The organism is Thauera chlorobenzoica (genome assembly GCF_001922305.1).
Classification (GTDB): Bacteria; Pseudomonadota; Gammaproteobacteria; order Burkholderiales; family Rhodocyclaceae; genus Thauera; species Thauera chlorobenzoica.
This window is the reverse complement of the sequence record NZ_CP018839.1, coordinates 2,595,605-2,615,015: the sequence shown is the minus strand read 5'-3', so window position 1 is coordinate 2,615,015 and position 19,411 is coordinate 2,595,605. Positions and strand designations below refer to the sequence as shown.

The following is a 19,411-nucleotide window of genomic DNA, read 5'->3' as shown; positions in this document are numbered from 1 at the left end:
CGCGATGGACTTTTTCGCTGCCCAGGACCACGCCCGCCGCCAGAGCCGCCTGCTGGTACTGTGGTTCGCGCTCGCGGTCGTGCTGATCATCGTCGTCGTCCATGCCGGCGCCGCGCTGCTGCTGTTTCCCGCCGAGGACGGCAGCGTGGCGACCGCCCCCCTGTTCGACCCGGCGCAGTTCCTCGCGACCGCCGCCGTCGTCGGCGGCGTGATCCTGCTCGCCTCGCTGTACCGCATCGCCCGTCTTGCCGCCGGCGGCGGCGAGGCCGTGGCGCGGGCGCTCGGTGGCCGCCCGCTCGCGCGCGCTACCCCCGATCCGCTCGAGCGCCGCCTGCTCAACATCGTCGACGAGATGGCGGTCGCCTCGGGCCTTCCCGCCCCGCCGGTCTACGTGCTCGATGCGGAGCCCGGGATCAATGCCTTCGCCGCCGGCGCACGGCCGCAGCAAGCGGTGGTCGCGCTCACCCGCGGCGCGCTCGAAAAGCTCGACCGGGACCAGCTGCAGGGCGTCGTCGCCCACGAGTTCAGCCACATCCTGAACGGCGACATGCGCCTCAACCTGCGCCTGATCGGCCTGCTGCACGGCATCCTCGTGCTCTCCCTGATCGGCCGCGTGCTGCTGCGCGGCGGCGGCCGGGGCGGCAAAAGCCGCTCGCCCTTCGCTCTCCTCGGCCTCTTGCTGGTCGCCGTCGGCCACATCGGCGTGCTGTGCGGCCAGCTGATCAAGGCTGCGGTCTCACGCCAGCGCGAATTCCTCGCCGACGCCGCAGCGGTCCAATTCACCCGCAACCCGGCCGGCCTCGCCGGCGCGCTCCGGCGCATCGCCGGGCACGATGCGAACATCGGCCACCCCCGTGCGGAAGAAGTCAGCCACATGCTGTTCGGCGCCAGCGCTCGCTTGTCGGCGCTGTTCGCCACCCATCCCCCGCTCGCGGAGCGCATCCGCCGCATCGATCCGCGCTTTCTTCCCGATCACCCACTTCCCGCCACCCCACCGGCCAGCACCACGGCCGCAGCAAGCGCCCCCACGGCGGAAACGGCCGCCGCGTTCACGGCCACGATCGGCCAGCCCCAGCCCGCGCACCTCGCCCAGGCCCAGATCCGGATCGCCCGTCTGGACGAAGCGCTTCGCCAGTCGCTGCACGAGCCCTCCGGTGCCCAGGCGATCTGCCTCGCCCTGCTCCTCGACCGCGATCCCGGCATCCGCCAGCGCCAACGGCAAAAGATCGCCGCCGCCCTCGGCGATCCGCTCGCTTCCCGCACCGAACTCGAATACTCCACGGTGGCTACGCTCGACCCCGGGATGCGGTTGCCGCTGATCGAGCTCGCCCTCGGGCCGCTGCGCGAGCTCGACCGGGCTGGCCGCGAGCGCTTCATTGCGCTCCTCGATGCCCTGGCCGACACCGACGGCTGGCTCGCCCTCGGCGAATACGTCCTCGTGCGCCTGCTGCGCGATGCGCTCCAGCCCCGCGCGCCGGCGCCCTCGCTCGCAGCCAGCCCGGCCGAACTGCGCCGTCACACCGCACTGCTGCTGTCGGTGATCGCCATCGCCGGCCAGCACGACGCGGCCGGCACCCGCGCCGCCTATGCCCGCGGCGCCGCAGCCGCCCCGCTCGATGCGCTCGGCCCCCTGCTGGAAGCCGGTGAAATCAGCTTTCCCGCACTCGACCGCGCCTTCACCCGACTCGCCGCCACCGCCCCCCCGTTCCGCCGTCGCCTGGTGCAGGCGATGGCCGAGGCGGCGATCGAGGACGGGCAGCTCGCCCCGATCGAAGCCGAGCTGCTGCGCGCCGCCTGCGAAGCGCTGGACTGCCCGGCCCCGCTTCGCCTCGACTGAACAGGCCGGAATCGACGACGCCCCGGCCGCAGCGCCGGCCGGTCACCGTTCGAACTGGCGCCCGGCACCGCCGAGCTCCCGCCGAGCTCCCGCCGAGCCCCCGCCGAGCGCCTGTCCGCACGCTGCGCTAAACTGCCGCAGCCCGCGCGCCGCACCGCGCCGCCTCCACTCGCCGATTCCAACCGTTTCAACCCTATCCCCCAGGAGAGTTCCATGAGCCTGCTCGCCCAACTGAAAAAGGATTCCCTGCTCGCGCGCAAAGCCGCCGACAGCCTCCGCACCACCTTGCTCAGCACCCTGATCGCCGAAGCCGAAATGGTCGGCAAGAACGCCGCCAACCGCGAAAGCAGCGACGACGAAGTGCAGCAGACGATCCGCAAGTTCCTCAAGAACAACCAGGAAGCGCTCGCGGTGATCAAGGACGCCGATCGCCGCGCCGCGCTCGAAGCCGAGACCGCGATCCTCACCGCCTACCTGCCACCGATGGCGAGCGAAGCCGAAGTGAAGGCCTTCATCGCCGCAACCGTCGCCGCCCTGGCCGAGCGCGGCCCGAAGCAGATGGGTGCGGTGATGGCGGCGCTGAAGGCGAAATACGGCAGCAGCTTCGACGCGAAGCAGGCCAACGCCTGGGTCAAGGAGGCCCTCACCGGCTGAGCCGGCCTCTTCCCACCGCCGCAGCCCCCTTCCATGGCCACCGCCCGATCGCGGCAGAATGCGCTCCAGGCGCCGCAGTCCTCGCCGGCCTCGGCCAGCCTGTGCCCGACGCACCCGCGCTGGACCGGACCCGCCTCGGCCAGGCGGATCCAATGATCGCCGACCGTCAGACCGGCCGCTTCCGGCCGGCGATTCGCCGCATTGCGCCGACGCACACAAGCGAACCGGCCGGCAGCGACGGCGCATGACCGTCTGGGCAGTCACGCTCGCCGCCACCCTTGCGGCCTTGCTCGGTTTCCGCTTCGCGGTGCGGCGCGGTCTGGCGCCGAAGCGGGTGCCGCATGACCGGACCCCGGCCGATCTGGGCCTGGCCTTCGACGCGGTGCGGATCCCGACCGCGCGCGGCCGACGGCTGTACGCCTGGTTCGTGCCCGCCGCGGGCGCCGTACCGGCGCCGGTGGCGCTCGTCATGCACGGCTGGGGCGGCAACGCCGCGATGATGCTGCCGCTGGTGCCGGCGCTGCACGCCGCCGGCCTCGCGGTGCTGCTGATCGACGCCCGCTGCCACGGCCACAGCGACGAGGACGACTTCGCCTCGCTGCCGCGCTTCGCCGAAGACATCGACCACGCCCTGGCCTGGCTGCGGCACTGCCCGCAGGCGGACGCGCATCGCATCGCGCTGGTCGGACATTCGGTGGGCGCCGGCGCGGTGCTGCTCGCGGCATCGCGTCGTGACGATGTGGCGGCGGTGGTCAGCCTCGCCGCCTTCTCCCACCCGGTGGCGATGATGCGCCGCCTCCTGGCCCACAAGCGCGTGCCCTATCTGCCGCTGGGCTGGCTGGTACTGCGCTACGTGGAGCATGTGATCGGCCACCGTTTCGACGACATCGCTCCGGTGACGACCATCGCCGCGATTCGCTGCCCGACGCTGCTGGTGCATGGCGCGCAGGACACCACGGTGCCCGCATCCGAGGCCCGCCTCATCCACGCTGCCCGCAGCGGCGAGCATGTGCGGCTACGCATCATCGCCGCCAGCCACGACGACTTCGGCGACCCGCAGGACATCGCCGCAGAGGTGGCCGAGATGACCGGCTTTCTGCGAAAGGCGCTGACCGAACCGGCCTGATCACGTGTGAAAAGCGGTGAAAAGCGGGACAGGCCATGATTCTCCATGGCATGGACACCGCCGGCCCACAGGCCATGCGGCAAACCAACTCAAGCGGCCGCCCGCCCACGCAGCAGCGGCAGCAAGGCGATCACCCCCAGCACCGGCCCCGGCAGCAGCAGCCACGACACCTTCGGCCCCCAATCCGCCACCATCGCGGTGCCCCAGGTAATCGACACGATGGTCAGCGCGAAGCCGATGGCATTTTGCAGCGCCAGCGCGCTGCCGACGATCTCCGGCGGGCAGGCGCGGGCGGACATGGCCGAGAACTGGGGCGAGTCGGCCGGCACGCTGAGCCCCCACAGCAGGAAAAAGGCCAGCAGCCACGCCGGCGACGCATCGGCCACCAGCGGGAACAGCGCGCAGCACACGCCCGAGGTGGCCAGCGCCACCGCGGCCACCGGCGCGCTGCCGGTGCGGCGGCTGATCGCGCCGCCGGCAAAGCAGCCCAGCGCGCCGATGCCGATGATCACGAAGCTCAGGGCGGACACCGGCGCGAGCGCGACCAGCGACGACCCCGCCACCAGCAGCGGCACCAGCGTCCACACGGCGTAGAGCTCCCACATGTGGCCGAAGTAGCCCAGCGCCGAGGCGCGGAACACCGGGATGCGGAACGCCGTCAGCACCGCCCCCATGCGCAGGGCCGGCGCGCCCTCACGAGGGCGCAGATGCGGCCCGTCGCCGAGCCTGAGGATCATCGCCGCCGCCAGCAGCGCCAGCACCGACGACCCCAGCAGCACCGCCTGCCACGCCGCGCCGCCGGCGAGCTTCAGGCCGTGCGGTAGCGCCGTGCCCAGCGTGAGCATGCCCACCAGCAGCGCCAGGGCATGACCGGCGCGCTCGGGCACCCAGCTCACCACCAGCTTCATTCCCAGCGGGTACACGCCCGCGAGACTCAGCCCCACCACGAAGCGCAGCACCAGCGCGCTGGCCATCCCGTCGGCGAGGAAGGCGAAGGCCGCATTGGCCGCGGCGCCGATCACCGCGCAGACGGCGAAGATGCGGCTGGCGGCGAAGCGGTCGGCGAGCCCGGTCAGCGCAAACCCCAGGGTGCCGAGGATGAAGCCCAGCTGCACGGCGTTGGTCAGCTGCCCGATCTCGGCCGGCCCGATGCTCCACACGCGCATCAGCGCCTCGCCCACGCCGTTGGCCGAAAACCACAGCGACCCGCCGAAGAGCTGGGCAAAAACGATGGTCGGTATGACGGGCAGGCGCATGGGGGCGAGTATAGAGGCAAGTCGAACGGGATCAGCGCCCCCGCCCGCAGACGACCACGTCACCGCGGCGCGACAGCCCGCCGACCAGCACCTGCGGTGATTCAACGCAGCGCGGTGTGGATCTGCTCGGCGAGCTTGCGGCTCACGCCGTCGACGCGGCACAGGTCCTCGACGGTCGCCTCGCGCACGCCGTCCAGGCCGCCGAAGGCGGCGAGCAGCTTGCGCCGGCGCGCGGGGCCGACGCCGGGAATGTCCTCCAGCTTCGAGCCCACCCTTGCCTTGCCGCGGCGGGCGCGGTGGCCGGTGATGGCGAAGCGGTGGGCCTCGTCGCGGATCTCGACGATCAGGTGCAGCGCCGCCGACTCACCGCCGAGCGCCAGGCCCTCGCGGCCGTCGGGGAAGATCAGCGTCTCCAGCCCGGCCTTGCGCCCTTCGCCTTTCGCCACGCCGACCATCGCCACCGCCTCGAGCCCGACCTCGGCGAGGATTTCGCGCGCGGCGCTGACCTGGCCCTTGCCGCCGTCGATCAGGATCAGGTCGGGGCACAGGCCCTCGCCCGCGGCGACCTTGCCGTAACGCCGCTCCAGCGCCTGACGCATCGCGGCGAAGTCGTCGCCCGGGGTGATGCCGGCGATGTTGTAGCGGCGGTATTCGGCGCGCTTCATCGCCCCGGCTTCGCAGACGACGCAGGAGGCCACGGTGGCTTCGCCCAGGGTGTGGCTGATGTCGAAGCACTCGATGCGCTGCGGCGCCTCGTCCAGGCCGAGGGCCTCGCGCAGGGCCTCGAGGCGCTGTTCGATGCGGCCGGTGTCGCGCGCGCGCGCCTGGATCGCCAGCCGCGCGTTCTTTTCCGCCATCTCCATCCACGCCTTCTCGGCGGCGAAGCGCGGCGCCACCACGCCCGGCGGACGGTCGGTGATCTCGGCCAGGGATTCCTTCACCGCCTCGGCGGCCAGGTTGACCAGGATGCGGGCCGGGATCGGGTGCTGGCCGTAGTGCTGCTCGACGAAGGCGAGCAGGCTGTCGGGCGCGCCCGACACCGCGGCGCCGCTGGGGAACTGCGGGCGGTCGCCGAGGTGGCGGCCGCCACGGACCATGGCGATGTTGACGCAGGTGAGGCCGTCGGCCTCGACCGCGGCGAGGATGTCGACGTCCTCGTCCTTGCGGCTGTCGACGAACTGGCGGTGGAGCACGGCCTGCAGCACGCGCACCTGGTCGCGGCAGGCGGCGGCTTCCTCGAAGGCGAGGCGCTCGGCGGCGGCGTTCATGCGCGCGGTGAGGTCGTCGATGACTTCGTTGGCCTGGCCGTCGAGGAAGCGGGTGGCGAGGCGGACGTCGGCGGCGTAGTCGTCGGTGCCGATGAGGCCGACGCAGGGCGCGGTGCAGCGCTTGATCTGGTGCAGCAGGCAGGGGCGCGAGCGGTTGGCGAAGACGCTGTCCTCGCAGGTGCGCAGCTGGAAGGTCTTCTGCAGCAGGTGGATGCTCTCGCGCACCGCGTAGGCGTTGGGAAAGGGGCCGAAGTAGCGCGCGCCCTTGGCGAAGGCGCCGCGGTGGTAGGCGAGACGCGGGAAGTCGTCGGCGGAGAGTTCGATGTAGGGGTAGGTCTTGTCGTCGCGGAAGAGGATGTTGTAGCGCGGCGCGAGGCTCTTGATGAGGTTGTTCTCGAGGATCAGGGCCTCGGCCTCGGAGCGCGTGGCGGTGACGTCGACGCGCACGATCTGCGCCACCATCATGGCGATGCGCGGGCTGGAGAGCGTCTTCTGGAAGTAGCTCGAGACGCGACGCTTGAGGTTCTTCGCCTTGCCGACGTAGAGCACCTTGTCCTCGGCGCCGATCATGCGATAGACACCGGGCTCCTCGGTGAGGGTGCGCAGGAAGGGCTTGGGATCGAAGGCGGCGTGCTCATTCTTCGGGTCGGACATGCGCTTGCTCGTTGGCTGCTTGTGGCGCCTCGCGTTGTTTGACGAGCGCGCCGGACACGTTACGGCGGGTTAACACCCTCTCCTGCCTGGAGCGGACACGAGGCATTCCTTCCATGGGCTGCGGAACTCGCTCGCGCTGCTCGCTCAGACAGTCCTCGCCCATTCCAGGAACGCCCCGCATCCACTCCAGCGCGGTCGGTACTCGACGGCTGGTCGGGAATCGATGCCATGGGTCCGGGAATCGTTGCCGGGGAAAGTTCTGTTCGGTTCGTGATTATCCGTGCTTGCTCAGGACTTCTGTGCATTGCTCACCGATCGTGGCGGCGGTCATCGCGGGCGCGGCGCCCGTGTCGTCGGGGATGGCGGCGACGCGCTCGCGCGCCTGGACGTAGGCGGCGTGCAGTTCGAGGGCGAAGGGGTCGGCGAGCCAGTCGGGTTGCGGGGTGGTCGGGACGATCGCGGCGAGGCGGGCGAGATTGTCCGCATCGGGCTCCGGCGCCCAGCGCTCGAGCAGCTCGGCGGCGAGGTCGGGGCGGTTGCACACCAGCAGCATGTCGCAGCCGGCGGCCCAGGCTGCTTGCGCGCGGCCGACAATGTCGCCGGCGACACGGGCGCCTTCCATGTTGAGGTCGTCACTGAAGATCACGCCCTGGAAACCGAGGCGGCCGCGCAGCACGTCCTTCAACCAGAACGGCGAGAAACCGGCCGGTTGCGGTTCGGGGCCGGGGTCGGCGTTCGGGTAGATCACGTGGGCGGGCATCACGCCGGCGAGCTGGCGGCCGAGGTGGTGGCGGTAAGGGGCGATGTCTTCCGTCCACAGGGTGTCGAAATCACGCGTATCCACCGGCACGTCGTGGTGCGAGTCGGCTTCGACGCAGCCGTGGCCGGGGAAGTGCTTGCCGACCGCGCCCATGCCCGCCTCCGCCATGCCGGCGACCAGCGCCTGGGCGAGCGCGGCGACCACCTGCGGGTCGCGGTGGAAGGCGCGGTTGCCGATCGCGCCGCAGACGCCGTAGTCGAGATCGAGCACCGGGGCGAAGCTCAGATCCACGCCATGGGCGCGCAACTCGGCGGCGAGCACGAAGCCGGTGGCGCGCGCCGCATCGAGCGCGGCGCGCGAGTCCTGCGCCCACAGCGCGCCGAGGCTGCGCATCGCCGGCAGGCGGGTGAAGCCGTCGTCGCGAAAGCGCTGCACCCGGCCCCCTTCGTGGTCTACGGCGATGATCAGGGCGGGCTCGCGCAGCGCGCGGATCTCGGCGGTGAGCGCGGCAAGCTGCGCGGAGCCGGTGAAGTTGCGCGCGAACAGGATCACCCCGCCGACCCGCGGGTCGCGCAGGCGCGCGCGCTCCTCGTCGGTGAGGGCGGTGGCGGCGACGTCGATCATGACCGGGCCGCGTGCGAGTCGGCGGCGGACTTTCATGCGAGGTTCTCGATAATGGCGAAGGCGACGACGTGCTCGTCCTCGTCGGAGAGGCTGAGGTGCGCGCGCAGGCGGTGCAAGGCCATATGCTTGGCGAGCCGCTCATCGTAGTGGAAGTCCGGCTTGCCGCGACTGTCGTGGCCGACCACCACCGCGTGCAGTGTCGCGGGCACGGCGACGCCGGTGCCGAGGGCCTTGCCGAAGGCCTCCTTGGCGGCGAAGCGCTTGGCAAGGAAGCGCGCGGGGTCGCGATGTGCGCGCCAGGCGTCGACTTCAGTGTTGGCGAGGATGCGCAGGGCGAAGCGCTCGCCGTGGCGCTCGAGCGCCTGGCGCACGCGCTCGATGCGGACGATGTCGGTACCGATGCCGTGGATCATGACCTTTCTCCCGCCCGCGCGCCCAGGCTCAGCGGCTGCGTGCCGCGCCTTCGCGCATCAGGCGTTTCATTTCGGCCACCGCCTCGCGCAGGCCGACGAAGACTGCGCGGCTGACGATGGCGTGGCCGATGTGCAGTTCGCGCACGCCGGGCAGGCGCGCGATCGGCTGCACGTTGTAGTAGTTAAGCGCATGGCCGGCGTTGAAGCGCATGCCGAGCGCGCGCACCGCCTCGCCCGCGGCCTGCACCTTGGTGAGCTCGGTGACCACCGCCGGCGCCTCGGCGTCGCGACCGGCGGCGTGGAAGGCGTGGGCGTAGGGGCCGGTGTGGATCTCGCAGACACGCGCGCCGACGCGGGCGGCGGCCTCGATCTGCGGGATCTCGGCGTCGATGAAGACGCTGGTGACGATGCCGGCGTCGGCCAGGCGGGCGATCACGTCCTTCAGGCGCGGCTCCTGGGCGAGCACGTCGAGCCCGCCTTCGGTGGTGACTTCGTGGCGGCCTTCGGGCACCAGCATCGCCATCTGCGGCTTGGTGCGGCAGGCGATGGCGACCATCTCGTCGGTGGCGGCCATCTCGAGGTTGAGCTTGACCTGGGTGAGCTCGGCCAGGCGGCGCACGTCCTCGTCATGGATGTGGCGGCGGTCTTCGCGCAGGTGGATGGTGATGCCGTCGGCGCCGCCGAGGTGGGCCTGCACCGCGGCCCACACCGGGTCGGGCTCCCAGGTGCGGCGCGCCTGGCGCAGGGTGGCGACGTGGTCGATATTGACGCCGAGTTCGATCATCAGAGCTCCTGCAGTTCCTTCAGCACCCGGCGCGACTGCAGCGGCTGGCCGCCCAGGATGTGGTTGATCAGCACGCGCAGCAGCTGCTTGGACTGCAGCAGCGTCTCCGCGCGGGTAAAGTCGTCGGCCGCCATGTCGAGCAGGGTCTGTCCAGACAAAAGCGGCTGCTCGCCGAGTGCGGCGACCCCGTCCTGCTCTTGTTCGAGGATCTCCAGCCGCACCGGACCACGCTCGATTATATAAAGGTAGCGCGCATCGGGCTGCAGTCCGGAGCCGGTCGCGGCATCGGTGGCGAGGCCGACCTCGTAGCCCAGATCCTGCAGCAGGGCCAGCTCGAAGCGACGCAGGATCGGCGACTCGGCCTCGCCGCGGCCCAGCGCGCCCACCGCGTCGGCATAGGCGGCGAAGAGGCGCGGATGGGCATCCTCACGCGCAGTCAGGCGCAGCAGCAGTTCATTGAGGTAGTAGCCGCAGAGCAGCGCCCGCCCGGTGAGCAGGGGCTGGCCGCCGAGCCATTCGGCGCGCGCCAGGGTCTTCACTTCACCTCCGCCCGACCAGTCGATGAGCAGCGGCTGGAAGGCCATCAGCACGCCGCGCAGCTGCGAATGCGGCCGGCGCGCACCTTTCGCCACCAGCGCGACCCGGCCATGGTCGCGCGCGAAGAGGTCGACGATCAGGCTGGTCTCGCGCCACGGCAAGGTGTGCAGCACCCAGGCGGGCTGCTGCTCGATGCGCTGTCTCGGGCCGGCCATCGTGCACCGCCGGGCTTATTCGTAGCCCAGGCTCTTCAGCGCGCGCTCGTCGTCGGCCCAGCCGCTCTTGACCTTGACCCAGACTTCGAGAAAGACCTTGCCGTCGAACAGCTTCTCGAGCTCGACCCGGGCCTCGGAGGAAATGCGCTTGAGCTTTTCGCCGCCCTTGCCGATCACCATCGCCTTGTGCCCGGGCTTGTCGACGATCACCGCGGCGTGGATGCGGCGCAGCCTGCCTTCGACTTCGAACTTCTCGATCTCGACCGCGATGCCATAGGGTAGCTCGTCGCCGAGCAGGCGGAACAGCTTCTCGCGCAGGAATTCGGAGGCGAGGAAGCGCTCGCTGCGGTCGGTGACCTCGTCTTCCTCGAACATCGGCACGCCGACCGGCAGCAGCGGGGTGGCCGCCCTGACCAAGGCGGCGACGTTGCTCCCCTTCTCCGCCGACAAGGGCACGATCTCGGTGAATTCACGCTGCTGGCGTACCTCGTCGATGAAAGGCAGCAGGCGGGCCTTGTCCTTCAACTGATCAACCTTGTTGATCACCAGGATCACCTTGGACGACGCGGGGATCACCGTCAGCACCTTGCGGTCGTCGTCGGTGAAGCGACCGGCCTCGATGACGAAGAACACCAGATCGACGTCGGCCAGGACCTGAGAGACGGTGCGGTTCATCGAACGGTTGAGGGCGTTGCGATGATGGGTCTGGAAGCCCGGGGTGTCGACGAACACGAACTGCACCCGCTCTTCGGTGAAGATGCCGGTGACGCGGTGGCGCGTGGTTTGCGCCTTGCTGGAGACGATGCTGATCTTCTGCCCGACGAGGCGGTTGAGCAGCGTCGACTTGCCGACGTTGGGACGGCCGACGATGGCCACGAAACCGCAACGGAAAGCTTCGTCCGCAGCGGCGTCCGCCGCCGAAGCGGGACGGGAATGCTCTTGGTTCATTTTTTCCTCACGGCGGCGAGCGCAAGCTCGGCCGACTGCTGTTCGGCGATGCGCCGGCTGGAACCGCGCCCCAGGGTGCGCACGCCGAGCCTGGGGATCTCGCAGGCGACTTCGAATTCCTGCGAGTGGGCTTCGCCCAGGACCTGCACCATCGTGTAGGCGGGCAAGGGCATCCTGCGCCCCTGCAGCCACTCCTGCAAGGCGGTCTTCGCGTCCTTGCTCGGCTTGCGCGGATCGACTCCGGCAAGCAAGGGCGCGTACAGGCGGTCGATGACGCCCTGCGCACAGGGAAAGCCGCCGTCCAGGAACACCGCCGCGAACACTGCCTCGAGCGCGTCGGCGAGAATCGACGGGCGGCGGCTGCCACCGGACTTGAGTTCGCCTTCGCCCAGGCGCAGGCAGTCGCCGAGTTCGAGTTCGAGCGCGATACGGTAGAGCGCGTCCTGGCGCACCAGCGAGGCACGCACGCGCGACAGCTCGCCTTCGCGCAGTTCGCCGAAGCGCTCGAACAAGGCGATCGACATCACGCAGTTGAGGATGCTGTCGCCGAGGAACTCGAAGCGCTCGTTGTTGGGCAGGCCGAAGCTGCGGTGGGTCAGCGCTTCCTGCAGCAGCCCGGAGTCGGTGAAGACGTGGCCCAGGCGGGATTGAAGCTGGTCGGTAGTCATCGGCTCAACGCGCCTCGCTGCTGGCATGGAGATCGATCAGCAGGCTCAGGTTCGCCACCAGCGGCACGGCGCGGCTGTAGTCGACCTCGATCAGGGTGCGGGGGCCGGACTTGTCGATGAGCAGATCAACCCCCGAGACGCTGGAAACACCGTCGATCTGGCCGCGGCGGTCGAAGCTGCGGCGCAGTTCCAGTGCGGGCGTGCCCTTGTCGCCCTCGTCGGCGAGCACGTTGACGATGCGCTTGACCGCCAGGTACTCGTTGATCACGGGCACCGTGCGGAAACCGATCGTCAGCGCGAAGGCGGCAAGCGCACCGACGACGAGAACGCCAGCCAGGCTCAGGCCGCGTTGGGATTTCATGCGCATGATCTCCTCCCTTTCGTCAGCGCGAGTAAATGAGTCCGCGACGCGGAGCGGCCGCACGCCTCTCGCTCAGTGGAAACCGCCGATCCGCTTCATGTCGCCGAAATTGAACCAGATGAAGAAGGCGCGGCCGACGATGTTGTCCTCGGGAACGAAGCCCCACACCCGGCTGTCGCTGCTGGCGTCGCGGTTGTCGCCCATCACGAAGTAATGCCCCTCGGGCACGGTGCAGCTGACGCCCGCACTGGTATACGTGCAGTTTCCGCGCTGCGGGAAATTCATCACCTGCGGCACGAACGCCGGTGCGTCGCGCTCGATCAGCACCGAATGCTCGGCCGCCCCGAGCTTCTCGGTGAACTGTGGAGAATAGTACAGACGATCGGGGTGGAGATAACTGCCGCTGGCCTCGAGGGCGACGACCTCGCCATTGATCCGCAGGCGCTTGTTGAGGTATTCGACCCGGTCGCCGGGCAGGCCGACGACGCGCTTGATGTAGTCGAGCGAAGGATCGGCCGGATAGCGGAACACCATCACGTCGCCGCGCTGCGGCGCACCGATGTCGATGATCTTCTTGTTGATCACCGGCAGGCGGATACCGTAGTTCCATTTATTGACGAGGATGAAATCGCCCACCAGCAGGGTCGGGATCATCGACCCGGAGGGGATCTTGAACGGCTCGACGACAAACGAGCGCAGCCCGAACACGACCAGGATCACCGGAAAGAAGCTCGCTCCGTACTCCACCCACCACGGCGCCGGCGTGCCAGCCGGGCGCAGCTTGCGCGCATGAAAGCGGTCGAAGAGCCACAGCACGCCGGTGGCGACGAGCAGCAGGAAGAGGATCAGGGCGAAGTTCATGTGTTTTCCGTCGTCAACCGGCGAGCACGGGGCCGCCGGCGGGTTCGATCACTTGCCTTCGTCGGTGCGCAGCACGGCGAGGAAGGCTTCCTGCGGAATCTCGACGTTGCCGACCTGCTTCATCCGCTTCTTGCCTTCCTTCTGCTTCTCGAGCAGCTTCTTCTTGCGCGAGATGTCGCCGCCGTAGCACTTCGCGAGCACGTTCTTGCGCAGCGCCTTGATCGTCTCGCGGGCGATGATGTGCGCGCCGATCGCCGCCTGCACGGCGACGTCGAACATCTGGCGCGGGATCAGGCCGCGCAGCTTGGCGGCCAGTTCGCGGCCGCGGTACTGCGCGCTGGCGCGGTGCACGATGACCGACAGCGCATCGACCTTCTCGCCGCCGACCATCATGTCGAGCTTGACCAGGTCGGCGCTGCGGTATTCCTTGAACTCGTAGTCGAGGGAGGCGTAACCGCGCGACACCGACTTCAGCTTGTCGAAGAAGTCCATCACCACTTCGTTCATCGGCAGCTCATAGACCAGCTGCACCTGGCGACCGTGGTAGCGCATGTCGATCTGTGCGCCGCGCTTCTGGTTGCACAGCGTGATCACCGGACCGACGTAGTCCTGCGGCAGGAAGATCGTCGCGGTGATGATCGGCTCGCGGATCTCCTGGTACTTGCCGACCTCGGGCAGCTTCGCCGGGTTCTCGATGCGGATGACCTCGCCGCTGTTGAGCACGACTTCGTACACCACCGTCGGCGCGGTGGTGATCAGGTCCATGTCGAACTCGCGCTCGAGCCGCTCCTGCACGATGTCCATGTGCAACAGGCCGAGGAAGCCGCAGCGAAAGCCAAAGCCCAGGGCCTGCGAGACTTCCGGTTCGAACTGCAGCGAGGCGTCGTTCAGGCGCAGCTTCTCGAGCGAGTCGCGCAGCTGGTCGTACTCGGAGGACTCCACCGGGTAGAGGCCGGCGAACACCTGCGGCTTGATCTCCTTGAAGCCGGGCAGCGGCTCGGCCGCGGGCCGGTTCGCCAGCGTCACCGTATCACCGACCTTGGCCGCTTCGATCTCCTTGATGCCGGCGATGATGAAACCCACTTCGCCCGCACGCAGTTGCTCGCGCGCCACCGAGCGCGGCGTGAACACGCCGACCTGGTCGCACGGATACTGCAGGCCGTTCGACATCAGCAGGATGCGGTCCTTGGGCTTGAGCACCCCATCGACCACGCGCACCAGCATCACCACGCCGACGTAGTTGTCGAACCACGAGTCGATGATCAGCGCCTTCAGCGGGCCGTCCGGCTCGCCCTTGGGCGGCGGGATGCGGGCAACGATCGCCTCGAGCACGTCTTCCACGCCGAGGCCGGTCTTGGCCGAGCACAGGATCGCCTCGGAGGCATCGACGCCGATCACGTCCTCGATCTCGCTGCGGGCGTTGTCCGGATCGGCCGCCGGCAGGTCGATCTTGTTCAGCACCGGCACGACCTCGACGTCGAGGTCGAGCGCGGTGTAGCAGTTCGCCACCGTCTGCGCCTCGACGCCCTGCGAGGCATCGACCACCAGCAGCGCGCCCTCGCAGGCGGCGAGCGAGCGGCTGACCTCGTAGGAGAAGTCGACGTGGCCCGGGGTGTCGATCAGGTTCAGGTTGTAGACCTGCCCGTCCTTGGCCTTGTAGTGCAGCGCCGCGGTCTGCGCCTTGATGGTGATGCCGCGCTCGCGCTCGATGTCCATCGAGTCGAGCACCTGAGCTTCCATCTCACGGTCGGACAGACCGCCGCAGAAGTGGATGAGTCGATCGGCCAGGGTCGATTTGCCGTGGTCGATGTGGGCGATGATGGAGAAGTTGCGGATATGATTCATGCGAAACGAAAAGGGTGCCTTGCAGCACCCGTTTCGGAATAAGTTGGATGTATCGGGAGTGATCTCGTCAAGCCCGCGATTCTAGCGGAAAACCGGCGCAATAAGCGCGCACCGCGGCTTCGTCGAAGCGGTAATGGCACAGCTCGCGCTCGCCGTGCAGCAGCACCGGCACCCATTCATCCCAGCGCGCTTCGAGTCCAGCGTCCTGGTCGACGTCGAAAACCTCGATTTCCCAGCCAAACTCGGCCGCAACCGGCTCCAGCGCCGCGACCAGCTCGTGGCACAGGTGGCACCACTGCCGGCTCATTACGGTAAACACGGGCGCCGGGCCGGCCGGCTTCATCGCGCTGCCCGCAGGCTGACGTAGGAGCTCGCATCGCCGCGACGTACGAGCAGGGTGATCTGCTGCCCCGGCTCGAGCGCGTCCGCGGTGCGGTTGAATTCAGCCACCGTGCCCAGCCGCTGCTGGCGCCCGTCCTTGATCATTGCCAGCACGAGATCGCCGGGCGCGATTTCGGCGCGCGCAGCCGCCCCCTCGGTACGCAGCACGATCAGCCCCTGCTCGATGCCACGCTCGCGCCGCTGCGCCAGCGTCGGCGCGACCAGGACCAGTCCGAGCCGGTTCGGCGCGGAAGCCGCATGCGGCTTGCTGCCGGCACCACGGGCGTTTTCCGGATCCTGCCATTCGCCGACCGCGAGTTTCAGCACGTGCGGCTTGCCGTCGCGAAAGACGTCGACGTCGACCGTTGCCCCGGGGCGTGCGGCCGCCACGATACGCGGCAGATCGGCCGAGTTTTCCACACTGCGGCCATTGAAGCGCAGGATCACATCGCCCTGTTCGATGCCACCGCGCGCGGCCGGCCCGCCTGCCTCGACCATGCTGACCAGCGCCCCCGCTGCCCGCGGCAGGCCGAAGCCGTCGGCCAGGTCGCGCGTCACTTCCTGGATCGACACCCCGATCCGGCCGCGCTGCACCCGCCCGTAGGTCCGCAGCTGCTGCTGCACATCCATCGCCACATCGATCGGGATTGCGAACGACAAGCCCATGAAGCCGCCGGTGCGGCTGTAGATCTGCGAGTTGATGCCGACCACCTCGCCCCGGAGGTTGAACAGCGGTCCGCCCGAATTGCCGGGATTGATCGCGACATCGGTCTGGATGAAGGGAACGAAATTTTCGTCGGGCAGGCTGCGCCCCTTGGCGCTGACGATGCCGGCCGTCACCGACTGCTCGAAACCGAACGGCGAACCGATCGCCAGCACCCATTCGCCCACTTTCAGCGCTTCCGGGTCGCCCAGCGCGACGTGCGGCAGGCCGTCGGCCTCGATGCGGATCAGAGCGACGTCGCTGCGCGCATCCGCGCCGATGACCACTGCGCTGAACTCGCGCTTGTCGGCAAGGCGCACGAGAATTTCCTCGGCCTCCTCGACGACGTGAGCGTTGGTCAGGATGTAGCCGTCGGCGCTGACGATGAAGCCCGAGCCGAGCGACTGGTTGTCCGGATCGGGGTCCGGGGCGGGCGATTCGGGAAGCCGGGGCACGAAGCGGCGGAAGAAGTCGAACATCGGATCCGACTCGTCCAGTTCCGGTAGGGGAAACGAAAACCGGGGCCGGTCCGTACGCGCCTGGGTCGTGCTGATATTGACCACCGCCGCCCCCTGGCGCTCGACCAGCCGGGTGAAATCGGGCAGCGCCTTAATCTCGCCTGCGGATATCCCGGCTGCCGACACCGACCCCGCAACCAGCGCCAGGGCCAGCATCGCGAAGGCCTGGCGCAGGAAGGCGTGGATCATCGCGACGCCTGCGGCGACTGCATGCAGCTGGCGTCCGGTGCGAGCTCCAGGCGCAGATGGCTGCGCCAGTTCCGGCTCCGGGTCAGCACCCGATTCAGGGTCCAGGCCAGTGCCAGCCCTGCCGCGCCGCCTGCGACCGCGTGCAGATCGCCCCCGCCTTCGGGTGCGATCAGGCTGCCTGCGGCGGCGCCGACAAGCAGCAGCAAGGTGCCAAGCCCGTAGCTGACGAGCGCGGCATTGAGCGGCGCCCCGTCCGGAACGCTGATCAGCACCCGGTCCCCGGGGCTCAGCGGGATGCTCGCCGGGAGGACGAATTCGCCCTGCGGGGGGCCAAACACATGGGAGATCTGCACCGAATGACAGCCTCCCGGCTCGTCACACCGCCCACAACCACCGGCCCGGTCGGTAAGCTTGAGCCACACCCGACCGTGCTCGGCGCGCAACACTTCTGCACGTGCCTGCATCATTGCCCCACTGGTTGAATGCTGTCGCCGATCCGGCGAACGGCGCGCTCGGGCGCTTCGCCGAGCGCGGTGATCACATGGCCGTTGAGCGTGCGCTTGTAGATATTGATCGCACCGGTGGAAACAGGACCGAGGCCGGCGACCGAACCATCGCCGGCCGGCTCGATGAACACCGATATCGCCGCCAGCCCATCGCTGTACACCATATGCACGGCCTGCCCGCGGTCGCGCCCGAGCGGGCGCTGCATCACCGAGCTGAGGCTGTAGCCGGGCAGCATCTCTGCAAGCCCCCAGCCGCTGCTGCCGCGCGGCATTTCGCTGGCGCGTGCATTGACCACCCGCCAGCCGTCTCCCGGGGTGAACCGGGACTTCAGCAAATCGGAATCGACGTCCCCCCCGATCCTCACGTCGCTGAAGGCAAACTGTTCGATGAGCTCGCCGCGCTCGTCCAGCATGCGCGCCTTGAGCAGCAGCCCGCTCTTGATCTCGGCCCACAGGATATGCCCGTAGCGCAGATCGTCGCGCGGCTCGAGGACCAGTGCCTGCACTTCATAGCCGGCGATGCGCCCGATCTCGCCTTTGCGGATACGGTAATTTTCGGCGAGTCCGACCGGAGAGAGCGGCAGCCGGGCAGGGAAAGCCCTGCGCCCACCGGCCGCCTCGTCGATGATCACGGTACGCTCGTCGGGCAGCACGCAGTGCACTTCGTTGCCGCGGCGAATGATTTCGCGGGGGCTGCCATCGAGCACCTCGAGGCGCTCATGCTCCCCGTCGGCATCGACACGGTGGGCGATGCGTGAAGTTTCCACCTGCCCGCCGGACTGATAGACGAACGTTCCGACGTAATTCAGACGCTGCCCCGCGGTAGCGACCCGGCCCAGCCAGGACAGCGGATCGACAGGCGCTTCGGCATACACCGGCGCCAGCAGCAGCATCACGCAAAGGCCCAATACAGCGGGGATCAACCTCATCTGCCCGCACCCTGGCGCTGCTCGGACACGGTCCGTACATACTGCAGCCCGGCAGGCACCGGCCCTCCACCGCTGATCCCCTGGTGAGCGAAGACGTACTCGCGCAACGGATCGTCCCCGGTCCGCGGCAGGGCTCCCTGGCCTGCGGCGATCTTCGTGACCGGGGCCGGAGCAGACACCGCCGCAAGCCGGGCCACGGCGATGTCGTCCCGCGAATACAGGGTTGCGGCAACCAGGCCTACCGCTGCCACCCCCATTACCGAGGCCGCGATCGGCAACATCGACTGCCATGCCGTGCGGCGCGCCGGCCCGGCGCTCGCCACTGCGGGGGAAAACACCACCGGCTCGGCGTCGAGGTTCGCCATCACGCGCTCGACGAAACCGGGCAGGCAATCGTGCTCGCCGCGCAGCGCATCACCGATCATGCAATACGCATCCCAGTCCTTCCGGAGATCAGGATCGCGGCGCAGTTTCTCGAAAACCGGGTGAATCGCATGATCTTCGAGCTCGTCGTCAAGCAGGGCCGACACTGTGTCCTTCATCCTTGCCACCTACCAACGTTTGTCCGGGGCTGTATCCAGCAGGGGCCGCAGACGTTCTGCAATCGCTTCACGCGCGCGGAAGATCCGCGAGCGCACCGTCCCTATCGGGCATTCCATGATGTTGGCGATCTCCTCGTAGCGGAGCCCTTCGAGTTCACGCAACATGATGGCAGTCCTCAGCTCCTCGGGCAGCGCCTCCATTGCCTGATCCACGGTTTCGCCGATCTGGCGCGTCATCATCAGCCGCTCGGGCGTATTGATGTCCCGCAACTGATCGCCATCCTCGAAGGTCTCGGCCTCCTCGGAGTCGAAACTCGTGGAAGTGGGCGCTCTTCTGCTCTGGGACACCAGATAGTTCTTCGCCGTATTGATGCCGATCCGGTACAACCAGGTATAGAAGGCACTGTCCCCGCGGAACGAACCCAGCGCACGGTAAGCCTTGATGAAGGTTTCCTGCGCCACGTCCTCGACTTCGGCAGGATCGCGGATCAGGCGCGACAACAGCCGGTTCAGCTTGCGCTGGTACTTGGACACCAGCAAGCCGAAAGCCTGTTTGTCGCCGCGCTGTACGCGCTCGACGAGCTGCTGATCGAGCACACGGTCGCTCATGGGGTGAGGTGTTTTCCCGGATATTGGAATGACAAAACACCCGGATTATAAGCGAGCCGCCGCAGGTTCTGCAGAAATCGGAGGTACTCGAAAAGACACGCCCCCCTGCAATTAGTTCATGCCTGCTCCAGCTGCCGGAGCGCCCCGCGACCGGCCTGCAGCACCGACGCTCGCCGCAACAGCCGTGCATGCTATATTTCCGCACTTCTCTCGAGTCGGGTGA

20 protein-coding genes are annotated in these 19,411 nt (G+C 68.7%); 3 read left to right on the top strand and 17 right to left on the bottom strand.

Annotation, left to right across the window (positions count from 1 at the left end):
- Positions 1 to 4 precede the first annotated feature (4 nt).
- The 3 genes from Tchl_RS12095 to Tchl_RS12085 all read left to right on the top strand — a co-directional run bounded on the left by Tchl_RS12095 (position 5) and on the right by Tchl_RS12085 (position 3,617).
- Entirely contained in the window at positions 5 to 1,837 is a 1,833-nt protein-coding gene (locus tag Tchl_RS12095; RefSeq protein ID WP_075148647.1) for a M48 family metallopeptidase, read from the top strand.
- A 213-nt stretch (positions 1,838 to 2,050) separates the two neighbouring features.
- Entirely contained in the window at positions 2,051 to 2,491 is a 441-nt protein-coding gene (locus tag Tchl_RS12090) for a GatB/YqeY domain-containing protein (protein WP_075148646.1), read from the top strand.
- Positions 2,492 to 2,735: 244 nt separating this feature from the next.
- A complete protein-coding gene (locus Tchl_RS12085) occupies positions 2,736 to 3,617 on the top strand; it encodes an alpha/beta hydrolase (RefSeq protein WP_075148645.1) in 882 nt (293 codons plus the stop codon).
- An 89-nt stretch (positions 3,618 to 3,706) separates the two neighbouring features.
- Here Tchl_RS12085 and Tchl_RS12080 read toward each other — a convergent pair whose 3' ends face one another.
- The 17 genes from Tchl_RS12080 to rpoE form a co-directional block, all read right to left on the bottom strand.
- Positions 3,707 to 4,873: an MFS transporter gene (locus Tchl_RS12080; protein ID WP_075148644.1), complete on the bottom strand. Its 1,167-nt coding sequence runs from the start codon at positions 4,871 to 4,873 to the stop codon at positions 3,707 to 3,709.
- A gap of 101 nt (positions 4,874 to 4,974) precedes the next feature.
- Entirely contained in the window at positions 4,975 to 6,795 is a 1,821-nt protein-coding gene (gene uvrC, locus Tchl_RS12075) for an excinuclease ABC subunit UvrC (RefSeq protein WP_075148643.1), read from the bottom strand.
- 274 nt (positions 6,796 to 7,069) lie between these two features.
- The gene (gene nagZ, locus Tchl_RS12070; protein ID WP_075148642.1) at positions 7,070 to 8,215 is read right to left on the bottom strand and encodes a beta-N-acetylhexosaminidase; all 1,146 of its coding nucleotides are present in this window, start codon (positions 8,213 to 8,215) and stop codon (positions 7,070 to 7,072) included.
- Entirely contained in the window at positions 8,212 to 8,592 is a 381-nt protein-coding gene (gene acpS, locus Tchl_RS12065; protein ID WP_075148641.1) for a holo-ACP synthase, read from the bottom strand. Before acpS ends, nagZ begins: the two co-directional genes overlap by 4 nt.
- A 28-nt stretch (positions 8,593 to 8,620) precedes the next feature.
- Positions 8,621 to 9,376, bottom strand: a complete 756-nt coding sequence (locus tag Tchl_RS12060) for a pyridoxine 5'-phosphate synthase (protein WP_075148640.1) — start codon at positions 9,374 to 9,376, stop codon at positions 8,621 to 8,623.
- Positions 9,376 to 10,128, bottom strand: coding sequence for a DNA repair protein RecO (gene recO / locus Tchl_RS12055; RefSeq protein WP_075148639.1), 753 nt, complete (start codon positions 10,126 to 10,128; stop codon positions 9,376 to 9,378). Before recO ends, Tchl_RS12060 begins: the two co-directional genes overlap by 1 nt.
- A gap of 15 nt (positions 10,129 to 10,143) precedes the next feature.
- Complete coding sequence (gene era, locus Tchl_RS12050) at positions 10,144 to 11,076, bottom strand: GTPase Era (protein ID WP_075148638.1); 933 nt, start codon at positions 11,074 to 11,076, stop codon at positions 10,144 to 10,146.
- The gene (gene rnc, locus Tchl_RS12045; RefSeq protein WP_075148637.1) at positions 11,073 to 11,744 is read right to left on the bottom strand and encodes a ribonuclease III; all 672 of its coding nucleotides are present in this window, start codon (positions 11,742 to 11,744) and stop codon (positions 11,073 to 11,075) included. Before rnc ends, era begins: the two co-directional genes overlap by 4 nt.
- A 4-nt stretch (positions 11,745 to 11,748) precedes the next feature.
- Positions 11,749 to 12,111, bottom strand: a complete 363-nt coding sequence (locus Tchl_RS12040) for a DUF4845 domain-containing protein (RefSeq protein ID WP_075148636.1) — start codon at positions 12,109 to 12,111, stop codon at positions 11,749 to 11,751.
- A 66-nt stretch (positions 12,112 to 12,177) separates the two neighbouring features.
- On the bottom strand, positions 12,178 to 12,966 hold the full coding sequence (gene lepB / locus Tchl_RS12035; RefSeq protein ID WP_075148635.1) for a signal peptidase I: 789 nt from the start codon (positions 12,964 to 12,966) through the stop codon (positions 12,178 to 12,180).
- 48 nt (positions 12,967 to 13,014) lie between these two features.
- Entirely contained in the window at positions 13,015 to 14,811 is a 1,797-nt protein-coding gene (gene lepA, locus Tchl_RS12030) for a translation elongation factor 4 (RefSeq protein ID WP_075148634.1), read from the bottom strand.
- Positions 14,812 to 14,878: 67 nt separating this feature from the next.
- Positions 14,879 to 15,154, bottom strand: coding sequence for a glutaredoxin family protein (locus tag Tchl_RS12025; RefSeq protein ID WP_075148633.1), 276 nt, complete (start codon positions 15,152 to 15,154; stop codon positions 14,879 to 14,881).
- Positions 15,151 to 16,602, bottom strand: a complete 1,452-nt coding sequence (locus Tchl_RS12020; RefSeq protein ID WP_075148632.1) for a DegQ family serine endoprotease — start codon at positions 16,600 to 16,602, stop codon at positions 15,151 to 15,153. Before Tchl_RS12020 ends, Tchl_RS12025 begins: the two co-directional genes overlap by 4 nt.
- Complete coding sequence (locus Tchl_RS12015; RefSeq protein ID WP_232311575.1) at positions 16,599 to 17,069, bottom strand: SoxR reducing system RseC family protein; 471 nt, start codon at positions 17,067 to 17,069, stop codon at positions 16,599 to 16,601. The genes Tchl_RS12020 and Tchl_RS12015 overlap by 4 nt, the downstream gene beginning before the upstream one ends.
- Positions 17,066 to 18,037, bottom strand: a complete 972-nt coding sequence (locus Tchl_RS12010; RefSeq protein WP_075148631.1) for a MucB/RseB C-terminal domain-containing protein — start codon at positions 18,035 to 18,037, stop codon at positions 17,066 to 17,068. Before Tchl_RS12010 ends, Tchl_RS12015 begins: the two co-directional genes overlap by 4 nt.
- On the bottom strand, positions 18,034 to 18,579 hold the full coding sequence (locus Tchl_RS12005) for a sigma-E factor negative regulatory protein (protein ID WP_075148630.1): 546 nt from the start codon (positions 18,577 to 18,579) through the stop codon (positions 18,034 to 18,036). The genes Tchl_RS12010 and Tchl_RS12005 overlap by 4 nt, the downstream gene beginning before the upstream one ends.
- 9 nt (positions 18,580 to 18,588) lie before the next feature.
- On the bottom strand, positions 18,589 to 19,188 hold the full coding sequence (gene rpoE / locus Tchl_RS12000; RefSeq protein ID WP_075148629.1) for an RNA polymerase sigma factor RpoE: 600 nt from the start codon (positions 19,186 to 19,188) through the stop codon (positions 18,589 to 18,591).
- Positions 19,189 to 19,411: the final 223 nt, after the last annotated feature.

Excerpts from the sequence above, each read along its gene's own strand:
- rpoE (WP_075148629.1), bottom strand. The coding sequence starts at position 19,188 with ATGAGCGACCGTGTGCTCGATCAGCAGCTCGTCGAGCGCGTACAGCGC.
- lepA (WP_075148634.1), bottom strand. The coding sequence starts at position 14,811 with ATGAATCATATCCGCAACTTCTCCATCATCGCCCACATCGACCACGGC.
- acpS (WP_075148641.1), bottom strand. The coding sequence starts at position 8,592 with ATGATCCACGGCATCGGTACCGACATCGTCCGCATCGAGCGCGTGCGC.
- era (WP_075148638.1), bottom strand. The coding sequence starts at position 11,076 with ATGAACCAAGAGCATTCCCGTCCCGCTTCGGCGGCGGACGCCGCTGCG.
- Tchl_RS12080 (WP_075148644.1), bottom strand. The coding sequence starts at position 4,873 with ATGCGCCTGCCCGTCATACCGACCATCGTTTTTGCCCAGCTCTTCGGC.
- Tchl_RS12020 (WP_075148632.1), bottom strand. The coding sequence starts at position 16,602 with ATGATCCACGCCTTCCTGCGCCAGGCCTTCGCGATGCTGGCCCTGGCG.
- Tchl_RS12010 (WP_075148631.1), bottom strand. The coding sequence starts at position 18,037 with ATGAGGTTGATCCCCGCTGTATTGGGCCTTTGCGTGATGCTGCTGCTG.
- Tchl_RS12090 (WP_075148646.1), top strand. The coding sequence starts at position 2,051 with ATGAGCCTGCTCGCCCAACTGAAAAAGGATTCCCTGCTCGCGCGCAAA.
- Tchl_RS12040 (WP_075148636.1), bottom strand. The coding sequence starts at position 12,111 with ATGCGCATGAAATCCCAACGCGGCCTGAGCCTGGCTGGCGTTCTCGTC.
- uvrC (WP_075148643.1), bottom strand. The coding sequence starts at position 6,795 with ATGTCCGACCCGAAGAATGAGCACGCCGCCTTCGATCCCAAGCCCTTC.
- recO (WP_075148639.1), bottom strand. The coding sequence starts at position 10,128 with ATGGCCGGCCCGAGACAGCGCATCGAGCAGCAGCCCGCCTGGGTGCTG.
- lepB (WP_075148635.1), bottom strand. The coding sequence starts at position 12,966 with ATGAACTTCGCCCTGATCCTCTTCCTGCTGCTCGTCGCCACCGGCGTG.
- Tchl_RS12025 (WP_075148633.1), bottom strand. The coding sequence starts at position 15,154 with ATGAAGCCGGCCGGCCCGGCGCCCGTGTTTACCGTAATGAGCCGGCAG.
- Tchl_RS12005 (WP_075148630.1), bottom strand. The coding sequence starts at position 18,579 with ATGAAGGACACAGTGTCGGCCCTGCTTGACGACGAGCTCGAAGATCAT.
- Tchl_RS12060 (WP_075148640.1), bottom strand. The coding sequence starts at position 9,376 with ATGATCGAACTCGGCGTCAATATCGACCACGTCGCCACCCTGCGCCAG.
- rnc (WP_075148637.1), bottom strand. The coding sequence starts at position 11,744 with ATGACTACCGACCAGCTTCAATCCCGCCTGGGCCACGTCTTCACCGAC.
- Tchl_RS12085 (WP_075148645.1), top strand. The coding sequence starts at position 2,736 with ATGACCGTCTGGGCAGTCACGCTCGCCGCCACCCTTGCGGCCTTGCTC.
- Tchl_RS12095 (WP_075148647.1), top strand. The coding sequence starts at position 5 with ATGGACTTTTTCGCTGCCCAGGACCACGCCCGCCGCCAGAGCCGCCTG.
- nagZ (WP_075148642.1), bottom strand. The coding sequence starts at position 8,215 with ATGAAAGTCCGCCGCCGACTCGCACGCGGCCCGGTCATGATCGACGTC.
- Tchl_RS12015 (WP_232311575.1), bottom strand. The coding sequence starts at position 17,069 with ATGATGCAGGCACGTGCAGAAGTGTTGCGCGCCGAGCACGGTCGGGTG.